At 69.5% G+C, this 17095-nt stretch carries 9 protein-coding genes, 3 tRNA genes and 1 pseudogene; 8 read left to right on the top strand and 5 right to left on the bottom strand.

The window, feature by feature from the left end; translation table 11 throughout:
• Window positions 1-137: 137 nt before the first annotated feature.
• Together AB0C59_RS07845 and dnaG are read left to right on the top strand one after the other, a co-directional pair.
• Window positions 138-1403 carry an FAD-dependent oxidoreductase gene (locus tag AB0C59_RS07845; protein WP_363001728.1) on the top strand — a complete coding sequence of 422 codons (1266 nt, stop codon included), beginning with the start codon at window positions 138-140 and terminating at the stop codon, window positions 1401-1403.
• Between the two features lie 59 nt (window positions 1404-1462).
• Entirely contained in the window at window positions 1463-3373 is a 1911-nt protein-coding gene (gene dnaG, locus AB0C59_RS07840; protein ID WP_363001726.1) for a DNA primase, read from the top strand.
• 19 nt (window positions 3374-3392) lie between these two features.
• Here the strand turns inward: dnaG and AB0C59_RS07835 are convergent, their stop codons facing one another.
• Complete coding sequence (locus tag AB0C59_RS07835; protein WP_363001724.1) at window positions 3393-3842, bottom strand: hypothetical protein; 450 nt, start codon at window positions 3840-3842, stop codon at window positions 3393-3395.
• Window positions 3843-4069: 227 nt separating this feature from the next.
• On the opposite strand from AB0C59_RS07835, the gene AB0C59_RS07830 reads away from it, so the two are divergent.
• A complete protein-coding gene (locus AB0C59_RS07830) occupies window positions 4070-5338 on the top strand; it encodes an RNA polymerase sigma factor (RefSeq protein ID WP_363001723.1) in 1269 nt (422 codons plus the stop codon).
• Window positions 5339-5416: 78 nt separating this feature from the next.
• On the opposite strand, the gene AB0C59_RS07825 is transcribed toward AB0C59_RS07830, so the two are convergent.
• From AB0C59_RS07825 to AB0C59_RS07810, 4 genes are all read right to left on the bottom strand, one after another.
• Window positions 5417-7342, bottom strand: a complete 1926-nt coding sequence (locus tag AB0C59_RS07825) for an ABC transporter ATP-binding protein (RefSeq protein ID WP_363001721.1) — start codon at window positions 7340-7342, stop codon at window positions 5417-5419.
• Window positions 7342-9075 (bottom strand): ABC transporter ATP-binding protein, encoded by a 1734-nt coding sequence (locus AB0C59_RS07820; RefSeq protein WP_363001719.1) that lies wholly within the window; start codon window positions 9073-9075, stop codon window positions 7342-7344. Before AB0C59_RS07820 ends, AB0C59_RS07825 begins: the two co-directional genes overlap by 1 nt.
• A gap of 122 nt (window positions 9076-9197) precedes the next feature.
• Entirely contained in the window at window positions 9198-10652 is a 1455-nt protein-coding gene (locus AB0C59_RS07815) for an FGGY family carbohydrate kinase (RefSeq protein ID WP_363001717.1), read from the bottom strand.
• 60 nt (window positions 10653-10712) lie between these two features.
• Entirely contained in the window at window positions 10713-11018 is a 306-nt protein-coding gene (locus AB0C59_RS07810) for a YtxH domain-containing protein (RefSeq protein WP_363001715.1), read from the bottom strand.
• A gap of 175 nt (window positions 11019-11193) precedes the next feature.
• Between AB0C59_RS07810 and AB0C59_RS07805 the strand changes: the two genes are divergently transcribed.
• The 5 genes and pseudogenes from AB0C59_RS07805 to AB0C59_RS07785 all read left to right on the top strand — a co-directional run bounded on the left by AB0C59_RS07805 (window position 11194) and on the right by AB0C59_RS07785 (window position 16938).
• Window positions 11194-11266: transfer RNA gene (locus AB0C59_RS07805), tRNA-Asn, on the top strand.
• A 5-nt stretch (window positions 11267-11271) separates the two neighbouring features.
• Window positions 11272-11344 (top strand) — tRNA-Asn (locus AB0C59_RS07800).
• Between the two features lie 179 nt (window positions 11345-11523).
• Window positions 11524-11597 (top strand) — tRNA-Ile (locus tag AB0C59_RS07795).
• Between the two features lie 957 nt (window positions 11598-12554).
• A pseudogene (locus AB0C59_RS07790) lies at window positions 12555-12917 on the top strand (IS3 family transposase); the annotation flags it as partial.
• Between the two features lie 214 nt (window positions 12918-13131).
• Window positions 13132-16938 (top strand): LamG domain-containing protein, encoded by a 3807-nt coding sequence (locus tag AB0C59_RS07785; RefSeq protein ID WP_363001713.1) that lies wholly within the window; start codon window positions 13132-13134, stop codon window positions 16936-16938.
• The last annotated feature ends 157 nt before the right edge of the window (window positions 16939-17095 follow it).

Genomic DNA, 17095 nt, shown 5'->3' with positions numbered 1-17095 from the left:
AAGACGACGGGACACGGACGTACGTGACCCGGACCTGGAGGTGACCTCGCGTGGCCTGATCGGGCCACCCCCTCTTCCCGCACCACGTCCGGTGCGGGAGGCTCCGAAGTGGCGACATCCTTACGAGGAGGCATCAAGTGGTCGACGCGGATCAGACATTCGTCATCGTCGGAGGCGGTCTCGCCGGCGCGAAAGCGGCCGAGACGCTCCGAGCGGAGGGCTTCACCGGCCGCGTGATACTGATCTGCGACGAACGCGACCACCCCTACGAGCGGCCGCCCCTGTCCAAGGGCTATCTGCTCGGGAAGGAGGACCGCGACAGCGTCTTCGTCCACGAGCCCGCCTGGTACGCGCGCAACGACGTCGAACTGCATCTCGGCCAGAGCGTCGACGCCATCGACCGCGACGCCCGTACGGTCCGCTTCGGTGACGACGGCACGCTCGTCCACTACGACAAACTGCTCCTGGTGACCGGCGCCGAGCCCCGCCGCCTGGACATCCCGGGCACGGACCTGGCCGGAGTGCACCATCTGCGCCGCCTCGCCCACGCCGAACGCCTCAAGAACGTCCTGGCCTCCCTGGGCCGGGACAACGGCCACCTCGTGATCGCGGGCGCCGGCTGGATCGGCCTCGAGATCGCGGCGGCGGCCCGCGAGTACGGCGCCGAGGTCACCGTGATCGAGCCCGAGCCGACCCCGCTGCACTCGGTCCTCGGCCCGGAGCTGGGCAACGTCTTCGCCGAGCTGCATCGCGAGCGCGGCGTGCGCTTCCATTTCGGGGTGCGGCTGACCGAGATCATCGGCCAGGACGGCATGGTGCTGGCCGCCCGCACCGACGACGGCGAGGAGCACCCCGCGCACGACGTGCTCGCCGCGATCGGCGCCGCGCCGCGGGTCGCCCTCGCGGAGAGCGCGGGACTGGAGCTGGCCGACCGGGCGCACGGCGGTGGCATCGCGGTGGACGCGGGGCTGCGCACGTCCGACCCGCACATCTACGCGGCCGGGGACGTGGCGTCCTTCCCGCTCGGCCTGTTCGGCGGCCGGCTGCGTGTGGAGCACTGGGCGAACGCGCTGAACGGCGGGCCCGCCGCGGCGCGCGCGATGCTCGGCCAGGAGGTCGCGTACGACCGGGTGCCGTACTTCTTCTCCGACCAGTACGACGTGGGGATGGAGTACTCCGGCTGGGCGCCGCCGGGGTCCTACGACCAGGTGGTGATCCGCGGGGACGTGGGCAAGCGCGCTTTCATCGCGTTCTGGCTGAAGGAGGGGAGGGTGCTCGCGGGGATGAACGTGAACGTGTGGGACGTCACAGAGCCGATCCAGAAGCTGATCCGGTCGCGGAAGCGGGTGGACGCGGAGGCCCTGGCCGATCCCGGGGTGTCGTGGGAGCGCCTCTCGGCGTGACGGGCGCGCGGCGGCACGCGGGGCCCTGGGGTGTCGGTGGGGGGCCGTAGAATCTTTGCGTGGCAGGGCGGATCAATGACGAGGATGTGAAGGCGGTACGGGACGCGGTCCCGATCGACGCCGTCGTGTCCGAGTACCTCCAGCTGCGCAACGCGGGCGGCGGCAACCTCAAGGGCCTGTGCCCGTTCCACGACGAGAAGTCCCCCTCCTTCCAGGTCAGCCCCAGCAAGGGCCTGTTCCACTGCTTCGGCTGCCAGGAGGGCGGCGACACCATCACGTTCGTGATGAAGGTCGACCACCTCTCCTTCTCCGAGTCCGTCGAGCGCCTGGCCGCCCGCGCGGGCATCACGCTGCGGTACGAGGAGGGCGGGTACAACCCGACCCACCAGCGCGGCGAGCGTATCCGCCTGATCGAGGCCCACAAGATCGCCGCCGAGTGGTACGCCGAGCAGCTCGGTGCCGGCGCCGAGGCCGAGACGGGGCGGGCCTTCCTGGCCGAGCGCGGCTTCGACCAGGCCGCCGCGGTCCACTTCGGCGTCGGCTACAGCCCCCAGGGCTGGGACCACCTCACCCGCTATCTGCGCGGCAAGGGCTTCTCGGACAAGGAGCTGCTCCTGTCCGGTCTCTCCCAGGAGGGCCGCCGCGGTCCCATCGACCGCTTCCGCGGCCGGCTGATGTGGCCGATCCGCGACATCGGCGGCGACGTGGTCGGCTTCGGCGCGAGGAAGCTGTACGAGGCGGACAACGGACCGAAGTACCTGAACACCCCCGACACGGCGATCTACAAGAAGTCGCAGGTGCTGTACGGCATCGACCTGGCGAAGAAGGAGATCGCCAAGGCGAGCCGGGCGGTCGTCGTCGAGGGGTACACGGACGTCATGGCCTGCCATCTCGCGGGCGTCACGACCGCCATCGCGACCTGCGGCACGGCCTTCGGCGGCGAGCACATCAAGATCCTGCGGCGTCTGCTGATGGACAACGGCTCGGCGCGGGTGATCTTCACGTTCGACGGTGACGCGGCCGGTCAGAAGGCGGCCCTGCGCGCCTTCGAGGACGACCAGAAGTTCGCCGCGGAGACGTACATCGCCATCGCGCCGGACGGCATGGACCCCTGCGAGCTGCGGCTGGCCAAGGGCGACGACGCGGTCGCCGAGCTGACCGAGCCGCGCACCCCGCTCTTCGAGTTCGCGCTGCGCCAGATCGTCGGCCGCTACGACCTGGAGACCCCGGCCGGCCGTGCCGCCGCGCTGGACGAGGCGGCGCCCGTCGTCGCCCGGATCAAGAACAGCGGCGCCCAGCACGAGGTCGCGGTCCAGCTCGCCGGCATGCTCGGCATCCTCGACACACAGTTCGTGGTCAAGCGGGTCGCGCAGCTGGCCCGTTGGGCGCGCGATCGGGGCGGCAAGGGCCCCGCGCCCGCCGGGCAGCGGTCCGCGCAGCAGTACCAGGGGGCGTCCCGGCCGTCCGCGGCGGGCGGCCCGGCGCTCACCCTGCGCAACCCGGTCTACGCCACCGAGCGCGAACTGCTCAAACTCGCCCTCCAGCGACCGGAGTTGGTCTCGCCGGCGTTCGACGCCTACGGGGTGGACGAGTTCACGGCGGCGCCGTACGCGGCCGTACGCCAGGCGATCCTGGAGGCGGGGGGCGCGGAGTACGGCGTCCAGGACCCGCAGGAGTACCTGATCCGGGTGCGCGAGGCGGCCCCGGACAACACGGTCCGCTCCATGGTCACGGAACTGGCGGTCGAGGCGATGCTGCTCCGCAAGGAGGCGGACGAGGTGTACGCGGGTGCCCAGCTCGTCGCCGTCCGCCGCCGCGCGGTCGAGCGCCGCGTCCGCGACGTCCAGAGCAGCCTGGCCCGCCTGGGCTCCCACGCGGATCCGGCGCAACTGTCCGCCGTGGAGAACGAGCTGTGGGTCCTCAGGCAGTACGACCAGGCCCTGCGGGAACGAGGAGCGGCGGCGCTGTAGCGGACCGTCGCCCGGGGCGCTACTGGTGGCCCTGCTTCGGCACGGCGGGGGTGAGCCCCAGGCGCTCCAGGATGGCGGTCTGGCCCGCGGCCAGGGACCGCAGCATCTCGCTGTGCTGAGCCTGACCTTCGGCCAGGGACCGCAGCAGCCCGCCGTGCTCCTCCAGAGTCCTGCCGTGCTCCCCCAGGACCCTGCTGTGCTCCTCCAGGATCCTGCCGTGCTCGACCTGCCCGGCCACGAGCGCGCCCAGCAGTTCCCCGTGCTGCTTCAGGGTTCTGCCCTGTTCGAGCTGTGTGTCCCGCAGGGCGCGGATCACCTGCATGTCGGCGCGGCGCTGTTGCTGCAGGGCCGCCACGTCCTGGTCGGCGCCGACGGCGAGGCGCCGTGTCGACGCCTGCTGCTGCGCGACCTCGTCCACGCGTGTCTCGACCGCCTCAAGTCGATGCCGCAGCTCGTCGTACTCGCTCATGGTCCCCATCCTGCCCGATCGACCCTTTCCCCATGTCGTGGATATGTCCTCGATGTCCGAGACCGGTCCATCTGATGATCGAACGAGCGGAGTGGCCGTCAGGTCACGGGCAGTCGGCATATGCGCGACCGTCGCGAGGGTGCCCACGGCCCCCACGATTCCCGCCCGGGTAACCGCCCGGTCACGGACCGGACTCAAAAAGTGGCCGCACGCCCCTCGTGGGCGCGATGTGTCGTACCCCACACTGGAGTGCGGTGGGCCCCGCCCCCTACCCACCACTGCCGCCTGCCACAGCAGCGACATCCCTGGAGGTCGCCCCCGTGCAGACCCAGACCCTCACACAGACCGGAGTCCGCCCCCTGGGACCGGAGTCCGCGCACCACCCCGAGCGGGGCCCGGAGCCGGACGAACCGCCCGCCGGGGAGGTGGAGAGCATCGACGCCGAGGGCGAGGAGCACGACGACGAGCCCGCCGCCCCCCTCGCGGAACACACCGGACGCGCCGAACACGCCGACCGCGCCGATCGGTTCGACCACGCCGAGCAGGTCGAACGCGCCGAACGCGGCGCGCGCGCCGACACCGGCGGCCCCTCCGCCGACCTCTTCCGCCAGTATCTGCGCGAGATCGGCCGCATCCCCCTGCTCACGGCCGCCGAGGAGGTCGAGCTGGCTCGCCGTGTCGAAGCCGGGCTCTTCGCCGAGGAGAAGCTCGGCGGCACGCCCGACCTGGACAGCCGACTCGCCCAGGACCTGGACCGGCTGGTGGTCATGGGCCGGATGGCCAAGCGCCGGCTGATCGAGGCCAACCTGCGCCTCGTCGTCTCCGTCGCCAAGCGGTACGTGGGCCGCGGGCTCACCATGCTCGACCTGGTCCAGGAGGGGAACCTCGGGCTGATCCGGGCCGTGGAGAAGTTCGACTACGCCCGCGGCTACAAGTTCTCCACCTACGCGACCTGGTGGATCCGCCAGGCCATGTCCCGCGCCCTGGCCGACCAGGCCCGTACCATCCGCGTCCCGGTCCATGTCGTGGAGCTGATCAACCGCGTCATCCGCGTGCAGCGCCGCATGCTCCAGGAGCAGGGCTACGAGCCGACGCCGGAGGAGGTCGCCGCCCAGCTCGACCTGACCGGCGAGCGGGTCAGCGAGGTCCTGCGACTCGCGCAGGAACCCGTCTCGCTGCACGCCCCCGTGGGCGAGGAGGACGAGGTGGCCCTCGGCGACCTCATCGAGGACGGCGACGCCGCGAGCCCGGTCGAGTCCGCCGCGTTCCTGCTGCTGAGGGAACATCTGGAAGCGGTCCTCTCCACGCTCGGGGAGCGCGAGCGCAAGGTGGTCCAGCTGCGCTACGGACTCGTGGACGGCCGCCCGCGCACCCTGGAGGAGATCGGCCGGCTCTTCGGGGTGACCCGCGAACGGATCCGCCAGATCGAGTCGAAGACCCTCAACAAGCTCCGCGACCACGCCTTCGCGGACCAGCTGCGGGGCTACCTGGACTGAGATGCCGACGAAGGGGCCGCCCCGACAGCGGAGCGGCCCCTCAGGCGATGAGCCGGCGACGGGCCGGCGAGAGGCCGGTCAGTCGACCTCGGCCACGGCCTGCGCGAACTGCGCCTTGTACAGCCGGGCGTACGCCCCGTCCGTGGCCAGCAGCTCGGTGTGCGAGCCCTGCTCCACGATCGACCCGTTCTCCATCACCAGGATCGTGTCCGCGTCCCGGATGGTCGACAGGCGATGGGCGATCACGAACGACGTCCTGCCGTGGGCCAGCTTCGCCATCGCCTTCTGGATCAGGACCTCCGTGCGGGTGTCCACCGAACTCGTGGCCTCGTCCAGGACGAGGATCACGGGGTCGGACAGGAACGCCCGGGCGATGGTGATGAGCTGCTTCTCACCGGCGCTCACCCCGCTGCCCTCGTCGTCGAGCACGGTGTCGTAGCCGTCCGGCAGCGTCCGGACGAACCGGTCCGCGTGCGCGGCCCGCGCCGCCTCCTCGATCTCCCCGCGCGTGACCTCGCGCGAGGCGCCGTAGGCGATGTTCTCGGCGATGGTGCCGCCGAACAGCCAGGTGTCCTGGAGGACCATGCCGATCGAGGCCCGCAGGTCGTCGCGGGACATCCTGGCGATGTCGACGCCGTCGAGCGTGATCCGCCCGCCGGTGACCTCGTAGAACCGCATCAGCAGGTTCACCAGCGTCGTCTTGCCGGCGCCCGTCGGGCCGACGATCGCGACGGTGTGCCCCGGCTCCACCTTCAGCGCGAGGTCCTCGATGAGGGGCTTCTCGGGGTCGTAGCGGAAGGAGACGTTCTCCAGCGCCACCCGGCCGCGCAGCTCCTCGGGTCGCAGACCCTCCTCCGGGTCGGCGTCCTGCTCCTCCGCGTCCAGCAGCTCGAAGACCCGCTCGGCGGAGGCGACACCCGACTGCACCAGGTTCGCCATCGAGGCGACCTGCGTCAGCGGCATCGAGAACTGCCGGGAGTACTGGATGAACGCCTGCACGTCACCGATGGACAGGGCGCCGGAGGCGACCCGCAGCCCACCGACCACGGCCACCAGCACGTAGTTCAGGTTCGACACGAACATCATCAGCGGCTGCATCACACCGCTGTTGAACTGCGCCTTGAACCCGGCCTCGTACAGCTTCTCGTTCTGCTCGGCGAACTGCGCCGCCGACTCGTCCTGCCGGCCGAACACCTTCACCAGCGTGTGCCCCGTGTACATCTCCTCGATGTGCGCGTTGAGCTTGCCGGTGGTGCGCCACTGCTGCACGAAGTGCGGCTGCGAGCGCTTGCCGACCCGGGTGGCCACGACGAACGAGAGCGGCACGGTCACGAGCGCGACCAGCGCCAGCATCCACGACACCCAGAACATGACCGCGAGCACACCGATGATCGTCAGCAGCGAGTTGATGAGCTGGCCCATCGACTGCTGGAGCGTCTGCCCGATGTTGTCGATGTCGTTGGTGGCGCGGCTGAGCACCTCACCGCGCTGCCGCTGGTCGAAGTACGACAGCGGAAGCCGTGACAGCTTCGCCTGCACCTGCTCGCGCAGCCGGTAGACCGTCTTGTTGATGGCCCGGTTGGACAGCCGGGTGGAGACCGCCATGAGCAGTCCGGACACCAGGAACGTGGCGAGCGCGAGCAGCAGCACGTCGCCCACGGCCGTGAAGTCGATGCCCTTGCCGGGGGTGAAGTCCGTGCCGGAGAGCATGTCGGCCATGCCGCCCTGGCCCCGCTGGTGCATGGACGCCAGGACCTGCTCCTTGGTCAGGCCCGCCGGCATCCGGCGGCCGATGATCCCGGCGAAGACGAGGTCGGTCGCCCTGCCGAGGATCTTCGGCCCGACCACCGAGAGTCCGACGCTGAGCACACCGCACGCCAGCATGACGTACATGGTGGCGCGCTCGGGCTTGAACTGGGCGAGCAGCCGCTTCCCGGACCCCTTGAAGTCCATCGAGCGCTGGTCGGGGCCGCCCCCGCCCATCATGCGCATGGGCCCGGCCATCAGGCAGCCTCCGCTTCCGTGAGCTGGGAGAGCACGATCTCCCGGTAGGTCTCGTTGCCCGCCATCAGTTCGTGGTGGCGTCCGGTGCCGACGACCCGGCCCTCGTCCAGGACCACGATCCGGTCGGCGTCCCGGATGGTCGCCACGCGCTGGGCGACGATCACGACGGTCGCCTCGGCGGTCTCCCGGGCGAGCGCGGCGCGCAGGGCGGCGTCGGTCGCGTAGTCGAGCGCGGAGAACGAGTCGTCGAACAGGTAGATCTCCGGCCGCTGGACGAGGGTGCGGGCGATGGCCAGGCGCTGGCGCTGACCACCGGACACGTTGGTGCCGCCCTGGGCGATGGGGGAGTCGAGGCCGTTCTCCAGCTTCTGGACGAACTCCTTGGCCTGCGCCACCTCCAGCGCGTGCCACAGCTCCTCGTCGGTGGCGTCCGGATTGCCGTACCGCAGGTTCGTGGCGACGGTACCGCCGAACAGGTACGGCTTCTGCGGGACGAGCCCGACCGTCCTGGCCAGCAGCCGCGGCTCGACCCGGTCGACCTGCTCGCCGTTCACGAGCACCTCGCCCTCGGTGGCGTCGAACAGGCGCGGGATCAGCCCGAGCAGGGTCGACTTGCCGCTGCCGGTGGACCCGATGACGGCCGTGATCTCGCCGGGCCGGGCCACCAGGTCGATGGACCGGAGCACCGGCTCCTCGGCACCCGGGTAGCGGAACCCGGCGCCGCGGACCTCCAGATGGCCGTGCCGACGCAGTTCGGTCACCGGCGCGGTGGGTGGCACGACGCTCGACTCCGTCTCCAGCACCTCCTGGATGCGCTCGGCGCACACCTCGGCACGCGGCACCATCATGAACATGAAGGTGGCCATCATCACGGACATCACGATCTGCATGAGGTACGCGAGGAACGCCGTCAGGTCACCGATCTGCATCCCGCCGCTGTCGATGCGGTGCGCGCCGAACCAGACCACGGCGATCGACGACAGGTTCACGACCGTCATCACGAGGGGGAACATCAGCGCCAGCGTGCGGCCGGTGCCGAGGGAGACCTCGGTGAGCTCGCCGTTGGCGCCCCGGAAGCGGTCCTTCTCGTAGTCGTCGCGGACGAACGCGCGGATGACCCGGTTGCCGGAGATCTGCTCGCGCAGCACCCGGTTCACCGTGTCGAGACGGGTCTGCATGGAACGGAACAGCGGACGCAGCCGGCGCACGATCAGCGTGACGCAGACGCCCAGCACCGGGACCACGGCCACCAGGACGCCGGACAGCGGAACGTCCAGGCCGAGCGCCAGGACGATGCCGCCCACGCACATGATCGGCGCCGACACCATCAGGGTGAACGTCATCAGGGCCAGCATCTGCACCTGCTGGACGTCGTTCGTGGTGCGGGTGATCAGCGAGGGCGCGCCGAAGTGGCCCACCTCACGGGAGGAGAAGGACTGCACACGGTCGAAGATCGCCGCCCGCATGTCCCGGCCCACCGCCGAGGCGGTACGGGCGCCGAAGTAGACGGCGCCCATGTTGCAGACGACCTGGCAGAGCGAGATCCCGATCATCAGGCCGCCGAAGGCCAGGATGTAGTCCGTATCCCCCTTCACCACGCCGTTGTCGATGATGTGCGCGTTGAGGGTGGGCAGGTAGAGGGTGGCGCAGGTCTGCAGGAACTGCAGCAGCACCAGCAGGGTGATGTGTTTCTTGTACGGGCGCAGGTGGGCCCTGAGGAGTCGTATGAGCACGCGAGATCTCTCGGAGTCGTCACGGACGGCGTGGCGGTGGGTGGTGCACCACCCCCCTATCGTCGGACACCCCACCCGCGTTACCTCAACCCATTAATGGACCAAGGGCGACGTTTCGCGCGCTATGCCCGGAATGCCCCGGGGTGGGTCTGCTCCCGGACCGACACGTACTGCTGGCGCACCGCCTGGCCGACCGCCAGATCCTCGCCCGGCTCCAGCACCTGGGCCGCGGCGCCCTGCCAGGCGGGCGGGGTGCGCGGATCGAGGGCGCCCTGCGACACGCCGAGCGCCCAGGCCGCCTGCCGGGCCGCGCCGATCGCCGCGTAGTCGGCGGGCTGCGGCACCACGACCTGCGCGCCGAACAGCGCGGGCGCCACGGTCTGCACGGCGGACAGTTCCGCGGCGGCCCCGAGCAGGAAGACCCGCTGCACGTCCACCCCGCGCCCGCGCAGGACGTCCAGCGCGTCCGCGAGCCCGCACAGCATGCCCTCGAACGCGGCGCGCGCCAGGTGCTCGGGCTTCATCGACTCGCGCCGCAGCCCGGACAGGGTGCCCGCGGCGTGCGGCAGGCTGGGGGTCCGCTCGCCCTCCAGGTAGGGCAGCATGACGAGCCCGTGGGAGCCGGGCGTCGACTTCATGGCGAGGTCGGACAGCGATTCCAGGTCGGGTGCGCCGAGGAGTTCGGCGGCGCCGCGCAGGGTGCGCACGGCGTTGAGGGTGGTCACCACGGGCAGGTGCATGCCGGTGGCGTCCGCGAGTGAGGTGATCATGCCGGTCGAGTCGACCAGGGCCTCGGGGTGCACGGCCATCACGGAGCCGGAGGCGCCCAGCGAGACGACCGCGTCGCCGAGCCGGATGCCGAGGCCCAGGGCGGCGGCCATGGTCTCACCGGTGCCGGCGGAGATCAGCAGGCCCTCGGGGGTCATGCCGGCCGCCTCGGACGGGCCGAGCACGTCGGGCAGGGCGGCGGGATGGCCGAGCGCCAGCTCGACCAGGTCCGGGCGCCAGGTGCCGGTCGCCGCCGACCAGTAGCCGGTGCCCGAGGCGCCGCCGCGGTCCGTGGTCCTGCGCGCGGGCCGCCCCAGCAGCTGCCACACGAGCCAGTCGTGGGCCTGCATCAGCAGGGCGGTGCGCCGCGCGTTGTCGGGCTCGGCCTTGGCGAGCCAGCGCAGTTTGGTGACGGGCTGTCCGGCCTGCGGCACGCAGCCGACGGCCTCGGCCCAGGCCTGCCGGCCGCCGAGACCGTCGACGAGTTCGGCCGCCGCCACCTGGGCCCGCTTGTCCGCGCCGACCAGCGCGGGCCGCACGCCGGAACCCTGGCCGTCGAGCGGGACCAGCGCGTTCTGCTGGGCGGAGACCCCGATGGCCTGCACGCCCTCCAGAAGACCGCCGCCGGCCGCTTCCCCGAGGGACAGCAGCCAGGCCTGCGGATCGACGTCGGAGAGGCGGCCGCCCCCCTCGGGGCTCTCCACCGGATGCGGTGCGTACCCCTGCCGGAGTACGGCACCTGTGTCCGCGTCGCAGACGACGATACGAGTGAAATCGGACGCACTGTCCAACCCGGCGACTATCCCCATGGTGGAAATTCTGCCGTACGCAGGGGGGTGAACGCTCCTGTCCGCCGCCCCGGGCGTCGCTCAGGTGTTGCTGGTGCCCCAGTCGTCGTCCACGCTGCCGTTCGCGTTGCGCTCCCGCAGCGAGCGGACGCGGCCCGCGACCGAGTCGGGCATGCGGTCGCCGACCTTGTGGCTCATGGTGTGGATCGCCTTGCCCGCGATCTCGCGGCTCTGCTGGGCGGCGGTCTCGGCGGTGTTGCGCACCGCCGGGTTCTGCGCGAACTGCCGGGCGGCCTTCCTCAGCTGTTCGTACCGCTCCCGCCCGGCGCGCGTGCCCAGTACGTAGCCCAGGACCAGCCCGGTGACAAACGTGAGCCGATAGCGCATGGTGGCCACCCTTCCCTTTGTGTCTCGCCTGCGTCCGTGTCCGTCCCGTGCGGGGGCGCGCGGCGCGAGGTACCGATTGGCGGAGCACCCCCCTGCTTGCGCTAATGTATGTGTCGCAGCGAGCGAGCGCCCCCTGGCGGATACCCAGGGAGGTACGTTCGATGCAACGAGGCATTCCTCCGTAGCTCAATTGGCAGAGCAGCCGGCTGTTAACCGGCAGGTTACTGGTTCGAGTCCAGTCGGGGGAGCTCGGTCCTCCGTAGCTCAATTGGCAGAGCAGCCGGCTGTTAACCGGCAGGTTACTGGTTCGAGTCCAGTCGGGGGAGCTTGCAGAACGAGGACCCTCCGGGGTCCTTTTTCATGCCCGACACATGCCCGCAGGAACCGTCGCGCCCTCGGCGGAGTCTTCAAGGTCATGAGTAGCCGCCCCAGCCGAGGCAGGAGATCGTATGAGCGGCTATGCTGCGGCAGACGGCGCGCACACCTGTGCGCGGCGCGCCGTAACGGGGCGGTAGCTCAGCCGGTTAGAGCAGCGGACTCATAATCCGTCGGCCGTGGGTTCGAGTCCCACCCGCCCCACTCAGGGAACGTCGTGACCTGCGGAAACGCAGGTTTCACGCTAGCACCGTCGCGGCGAACGACATACGGCCGACACACCGAGCCCTCGTGCGATTCCCTCCATGGCCTCATTGTGACGAACCGGCTCCAGGGCGGAGCTTGCTCCTGCACCGTCAAGTGGTGTGCCGGCGGCGCCTGATCGGGGGGTCGGCAGCGGGGGACCTTCGACGACAAGGGGGCGGCGGAACGACTCCGCGACCTTGCCAACGGTCACGGACAGCAATGGCCGCCGGGGTGGATCAAGGGGCGAGGGGTTCGTCGATCCCAAGGTTCGTGCGGACGGTGATGCCGCCCCAGTCGCGATGTGTCAGGTGGAGGGCGGCAGGTGGGCAGCTCTCGAAGGTGCGGTGGAAGTCTCCACCGATGCTGAGGAAGTCGCGGAGGTCGTTGCTATGTACGGAGAGCGATACGGGCGTATGCCGGCTCCGGACCCTGAGCGGGTAGTCATCCGGATCGTGATCGATCGGATGATGGGGCAGGCCCCCCGACCCGCAGCCGCGAGCAGCCTCAAGCGCCGCTGCGGCGTAGGTCTGTGGCGTATCCGGAGCGCGAGTAGCCGGGCGGACGAGTTGCTCGGTCACCCGCGCTACTTGCTGACCTGTCGTGCGTCAGTGGCTTGATCAAGTCGATGCCTGCCAGTGGTCGGCGGGTCTGCTGCACGAATGGTTGACATCTGAACTGCCTTGCCCTGAGGGGCGGGTGGGAAGGATGTCGCTGTGACCGAGCCCTGTCCGGAAGAGTTCCGCCAGGACGTCGTGCGAGTCGCGAGGAACCGCGGCCCGGGGTGACGGTCGAGCGGGTGGCCACTGATTTCGGGGTCCACTCGATGACGTTGTGGAAGTGGATGCGCCGGGTGGACATCAATGACGGGTCCAAGCCCGGGATCTCCAGCCAGGAGAGTGCGGAACTGCGGGAAGCGCGTCGCCGGATCACGCCGTGGCCCGGCGTGGACACATCGAGGGGTGCATCCCGCACAGCGATCGCGGCTCGCAGTTCCGGTCCCGGAAGTGCGTCCGGGCCCCCGACCGGCACCGCATGGTCGGATCGACAGGGAGGGTCGGGGCAGCCGGCGGCAACGCGGCCATCGAATCCTTCTTCAGCCTGCTGCAGAAGAACGTCCTCGACCACCGGACCTGGGCCACCCGCGAGGAACTGCGGATCGCGATCGTGTCCTGGATCGAGAGGACCTACCACCGGCGCCGTCGACAAGCTGCGCTCGGCCGGCTGACACCAGTCGAATTCGAGACCGTCATGACCACACCGGCCCTCCAGGCCGCGTGACCGACCTGTCACCCGAACCTGCACCAGCCCCGAGCAACATCTGCTCATCCTTTTCGACCGCCTCCGGACAATTGGGCGCGACGGGCTGCGGTGGTGCCGCTATGCGGGCAGCGCGCCTGTGCGCGGTGGGAACGTGGTCAGTCCGGTCGAGATGGCGTGTCCTTGACAGATCCTTTGCCTATGGGTTGGATGTTGTGAAGTTTATGCATAACTTATGAACTCGGGGGCGGGTTTGGTGTTGCTGGGGTGGGCTCGTCGTGACGCTGTGAGGCGTCGAGTTCGAGGGCGACGTGAGTTGGCGGGTGTGGTGGTGACGGTGTTGCCTTTGGTGGCAACGCTGTTGGTGCTACCGGCGCAGCAGGCGACCGCCGCTGCTGCCGAGTCGGAGGCTTCACCGTTGCCTCAGGGGCAGGAGGCACTGGCGCAGGCTCGCCAGTCCGGTCAGCGGGTGGAGGTGTCGGGGGAGCGTACGGAGCGGACCACGGTGTACGCCAACCCTGATGGCTACACGTTCACGCTGGAGGAGTCCGTGGTCCCGGTGCGGGTCGCGAAGCCGTCCGGTGGATGGCAGGCACCGGATGCGACGCTGGAGAAGCGTTCCGACGGTTCGGTGGGTCCGAAGGCGGCCGCGGCGGAGATGTCGTTCTCCGGTGGCGGGCGCGCGGTGCCGCTGGCCAGCATCGCCGATCAGGGCCGGTCCCTGGCGCTGACGTGGCCGGGTGAGCTGCCGGTGCCGGCGCTGGAGGGTGCGAGCGCCGTGTATGCCGATGTGCTGCCGGGTGTCGACCTGAAGGTGACGGCGACGCCGGAGAGTTTCCAGCCGGTGTTCGTTGTCAAGACCCCTGAGGCTGCGGCTGGAGAGGAGCTGAAGAAGCTCACGTTCGGCCTGAAGACGGAGGGTCTTGAGGTCCATGAGGGTCCGTTGGGGAACCTCGCGGCTGTCGACGGCGGCGGACGTACGGTGTTCAAGGCTCCGCCCGCGCGGATGTGGGACTCGGCGGGCGCAGCATCGGCGCCGCAGACTCAGCTGGCGTTGAGAAGGGCGGCCGGTGCGGACGAGGGTGAGCCTTCCGACCCGTCGGAGTCGGCGCCCTCGGGATCGGGTGTGGAGCCGGGGCAGGGCGACACGGTGGCCCGTATGGACGTCGAGGTCGGCGAGGACAAGCTGTCGGTGGTCCCGGACGCGCGGATGCTCAACAGGACGGGCAAGTCGGCGTTTCCGGTGTTCATCGACCCGACGGTGACATGGGGCGAGTCGGAGCGCACCCTGCTGCGAAGTGACGGGTACGAGTCCTACGGGTGGGGGAACGGGGATGACGGTGAGGGCAAGGGCTCGGGCAAATGTGGCTCTTGGAACGGCTATTACTGCGGTCCGGGGTATGTGCAGAAGCTGTACTTCGAGTTCTCGCCGTCCAGCCTGAAGGGCAAGAAGGTACTGGACGCGACGTTCCGGGTGACGGAACCGTGGGCGTTCCAGTGCGATCCGCGTTTGGTGGATCTGGTGCGGACGGACAACATCTCCTCCTCCACGACATGGTCGACGCGGCCGAAGGAACTGGACTGGATGGTGGACCGGTCCGTGTCTGCGGGACGCGGGTCGATGTGCGATCCGGACTCCCCGGACGCGCCCATCGAGTTCCACGACAGTGCGGATGAGCCGGACGAGAACCTGACGCCGACGGTGCGTGATTTCGCGGCGGGGAAGTTCTCCCGGCTGACGCTGGAGGTGCGGGCGCACGATGAGTCGGACGCATCGGCGTGGAAGCGGTTCAAGGACGACGCGGTGCTGGCGGTGGACTTCGTCGGCTTGCCGGACAAGGCGACCGGGGTCGGGCTGAACGTCGACAACAAACCCATGTGTTCGACCAGTTCGACGGACCCATTGCTGGTGTCCGCGCCGACACCATCACTGATGGCGACCGCACAGACCCAGTCGGGCGGGGAGCAGGACGCCCAGCTGAGGGTGAATTTCGACATCAGTCAGAGGCGCAGTGACGGCACGTGGTCCGACACCTCGGCCGGCAACGGTGATCTGAGACCCTCCACCGGCTACGTGGGCGACGGAGTGAAGACCTCGTTGACCTGGTCAGCCCTCACCGAGGGCACCCTTTACCGGTACCAGGCGGTGGTGCGTTCCTACTACAACGGCGGCAAGGACTACCTGTCAGGACCGTCGAGCGCATCGACCACCGGCTGGTGTTACTTCAAGGTCGACCCCACCGCGCCGAAGGCACCACAGGTGAGCATCAGCTCGCCGTACACGGAATGCACGACCAACGTCTGCGCGGCCGGCGGCAGCCCCGGTCGGAGTGCGACCGTGACGTTCAAGGCTGCTGCGGGCGACACGAACAACGTGGCCTATGAGTACAGTCTGAACTCCGGATCGAACTGGGCGAGCGCGAAAAAGGTGTGCAGGATATCTCAGTACTGCCAGTCGATCTCCGAGAGTTCTCCCTTGTTCATCGGGTGGCAAGCCGTGATCACTCCTGATCACGCGGGTACCTACCACCTCGCTGTGCGTGCCCGCGACAAGGTCGGTTCCGGCCGAGCCGGTGCCTGGAAGTACTTCGACTTCGCCGTCCATGACGGGACCAGTCCGGTCGGACGTTGGCACTTCTCAGAAGCCGGGGGTGACGCGATCGACTCTTCCGTGGCAGCCGGTACGACAGGACACAACGCGACCCTCACCGGCGGTGCCACCCGGGATGACCGTGGCCGCCGTGGTCTCCTGACCCGTGACGCACAGGGACGCCTGCTGGACACACCGGTCACCGACAAGGGGCTCAGCCTCAACGGTACGACCGCGTACGCGGCGACCACCGAGAAGGTGCTCGACACGTCCTCGTCGTACACGGTTTCAGCATGGATGCGGGTCGACTCCGGTGTGTCGCACACACTGACGGTGTTGAGCCAGACACCGGAGAGCGCGAGTCCTTTCAGCCAGAAGTTCAGCCCGTTCCTGCTGTCGTACGCGGGTGGAGGGGACAACACGTGGAGCGTGCGCGTGATGGCCGGCGACGGATCATTTCATGAGGCCAAAGCACAGCAGGCCACGCCGCGGGGAGCATGGACGCATGTCGCGGCGGTGTTCGACGCGGACAACAAGAAGATCGGCCTCTACCTGAACGGCGCGTTGCAGTCCACCGTGGACTCCGGGGCCGCGTGGAAGGCGACCGGTCCGCTGCAGTTCGGCCGAGCGATGTACGCGGACAACTACGTGGACTACTTCCAGGGTGACGTCGATGAGGTCGCCACATGGCAGCGGGCCCTGACGTCGACGGAGATCGCGGACGAGGCGAAGCTGTTGACGTCGCAGAAGTCCGCTGGCGTGGAGCTGGTGGCCGACTGGTCGGCAGACCAGGGAAGCGGCATCAGCGTGCCCGACACTGCATCCGGCTACGGCCGATCGCTCACGCTGTCCGGCGGGGCGTCGCTGGATGGTGAGTCGGTCGTTCTGGACGGCGTGGACGGCGCGGCGTCGACGGCCGGACCGGTGGTGGACGACAGCGGATCGTTCACGGTCACCACACTTGTCTCGCTGGACGGGGAGAAACTCGCCGCCAAGCCCGTCGGGTACACCGCGCAGGTGCTGGGGCAGCGCACGGCTGACGGGTCGGCCTGGGGGCTGTGGTATCAGGTGACGGACAAGAAGACCGTCCTGGACGAGGACACACTCAAGGAGAAGACCGTGCCCGTCGGCCTGTGGCGCTTTGGTCGGCTCAACGCGGACGGCTCGTTCAGCGCGGTGTCGTCCGAGGACAGCGCCCTCGTGGACGGCATGGTCCGGCTGACCGGTGTCTTCGACGCCCAGGCGGGCGAGATCAGCCTCTACCTGGGGGGCAACCCGAGTGGTGACGGCGCCGCGTTCACGGCGAAGGCGGGCTCCGGTGACTTCGCGGTCGGCAAGGGATTCACCAAGAGTACGTGGCAGCACTATCTGCCGGGCCGCGTGGCGGAGGCACGTCTGTGGGCCGGTGCGATGGCCGGCTGGGAACAGGTCGGGGAATCCGTGGGCGACTGATCGATGAGGGTGGGGCAGCCGGTCTCACCGGCTGCCCCACCCTTTGAACAGGTCGGACACGACGGTCCGCGCATGGTTCGCGGGAACTTTCTACGGGACTGGGTGGGAAGAACACGATGTTGTTTGGCATGGGCGCCTCAAAGAGGGGTGGCGGCCT

The sequence above is a fragment of the Streptomyces sp. NPDC048664 genome, assembly GCF_040650555.1.
Classification (GTDB): Bacteria; Actinomycetota; Actinomycetes; order Streptomycetales; family Streptomycetaceae; genus Streptomyces.
Note: the sequence above shows the minus strand (reverse complement) of the source record. Positions and strands in the feature narration are given on the sequence as shown.

Coding starts and splice junctions, on each gene's coding strand:
- AB0C59_RS07835 (WP_363001724.1), bottom strand. CDS start 3,842: ATGAGCGAGTACGACGAGCTGCGGCATCGACTTGAGGCGGTCGAGACA.
- AB0C59_RS07830 (WP_363001723.1), top strand. CDS start 4,070: ATGTGTCGTACCCCACACTGGAGTGCGGTGGGCCCCGCCCCCTACCCA.
- AB0C59_RS07825 (WP_363001721.1), bottom strand. CDS start 7,342: ATGGCCGGGCCCATGCGCATGATGGGCGGGGGCGGCCCCGACCAGCGC.
- AB0C59_RS07815 (WP_363001717.1), bottom strand. CDS start 10,652: ATGGGGATAGTCGCCGGGTTGGACAGTGCGTCCGATTTCACTCGTATC.
- AB0C59_RS07810 (WP_363001715.1), bottom strand. CDS start 11,018: ATGCGCTATCGGCTCACGTTTGTCACCGGGCTGGTCCTGGGCTACGTA.
- AB0C59_RS07785 (WP_363001713.1), top strand. CDS start 13,132: ATGAACTCGGGGGCGGGTTTGGTGTTGCTGGGGTGGGCTCGTCGTGAC.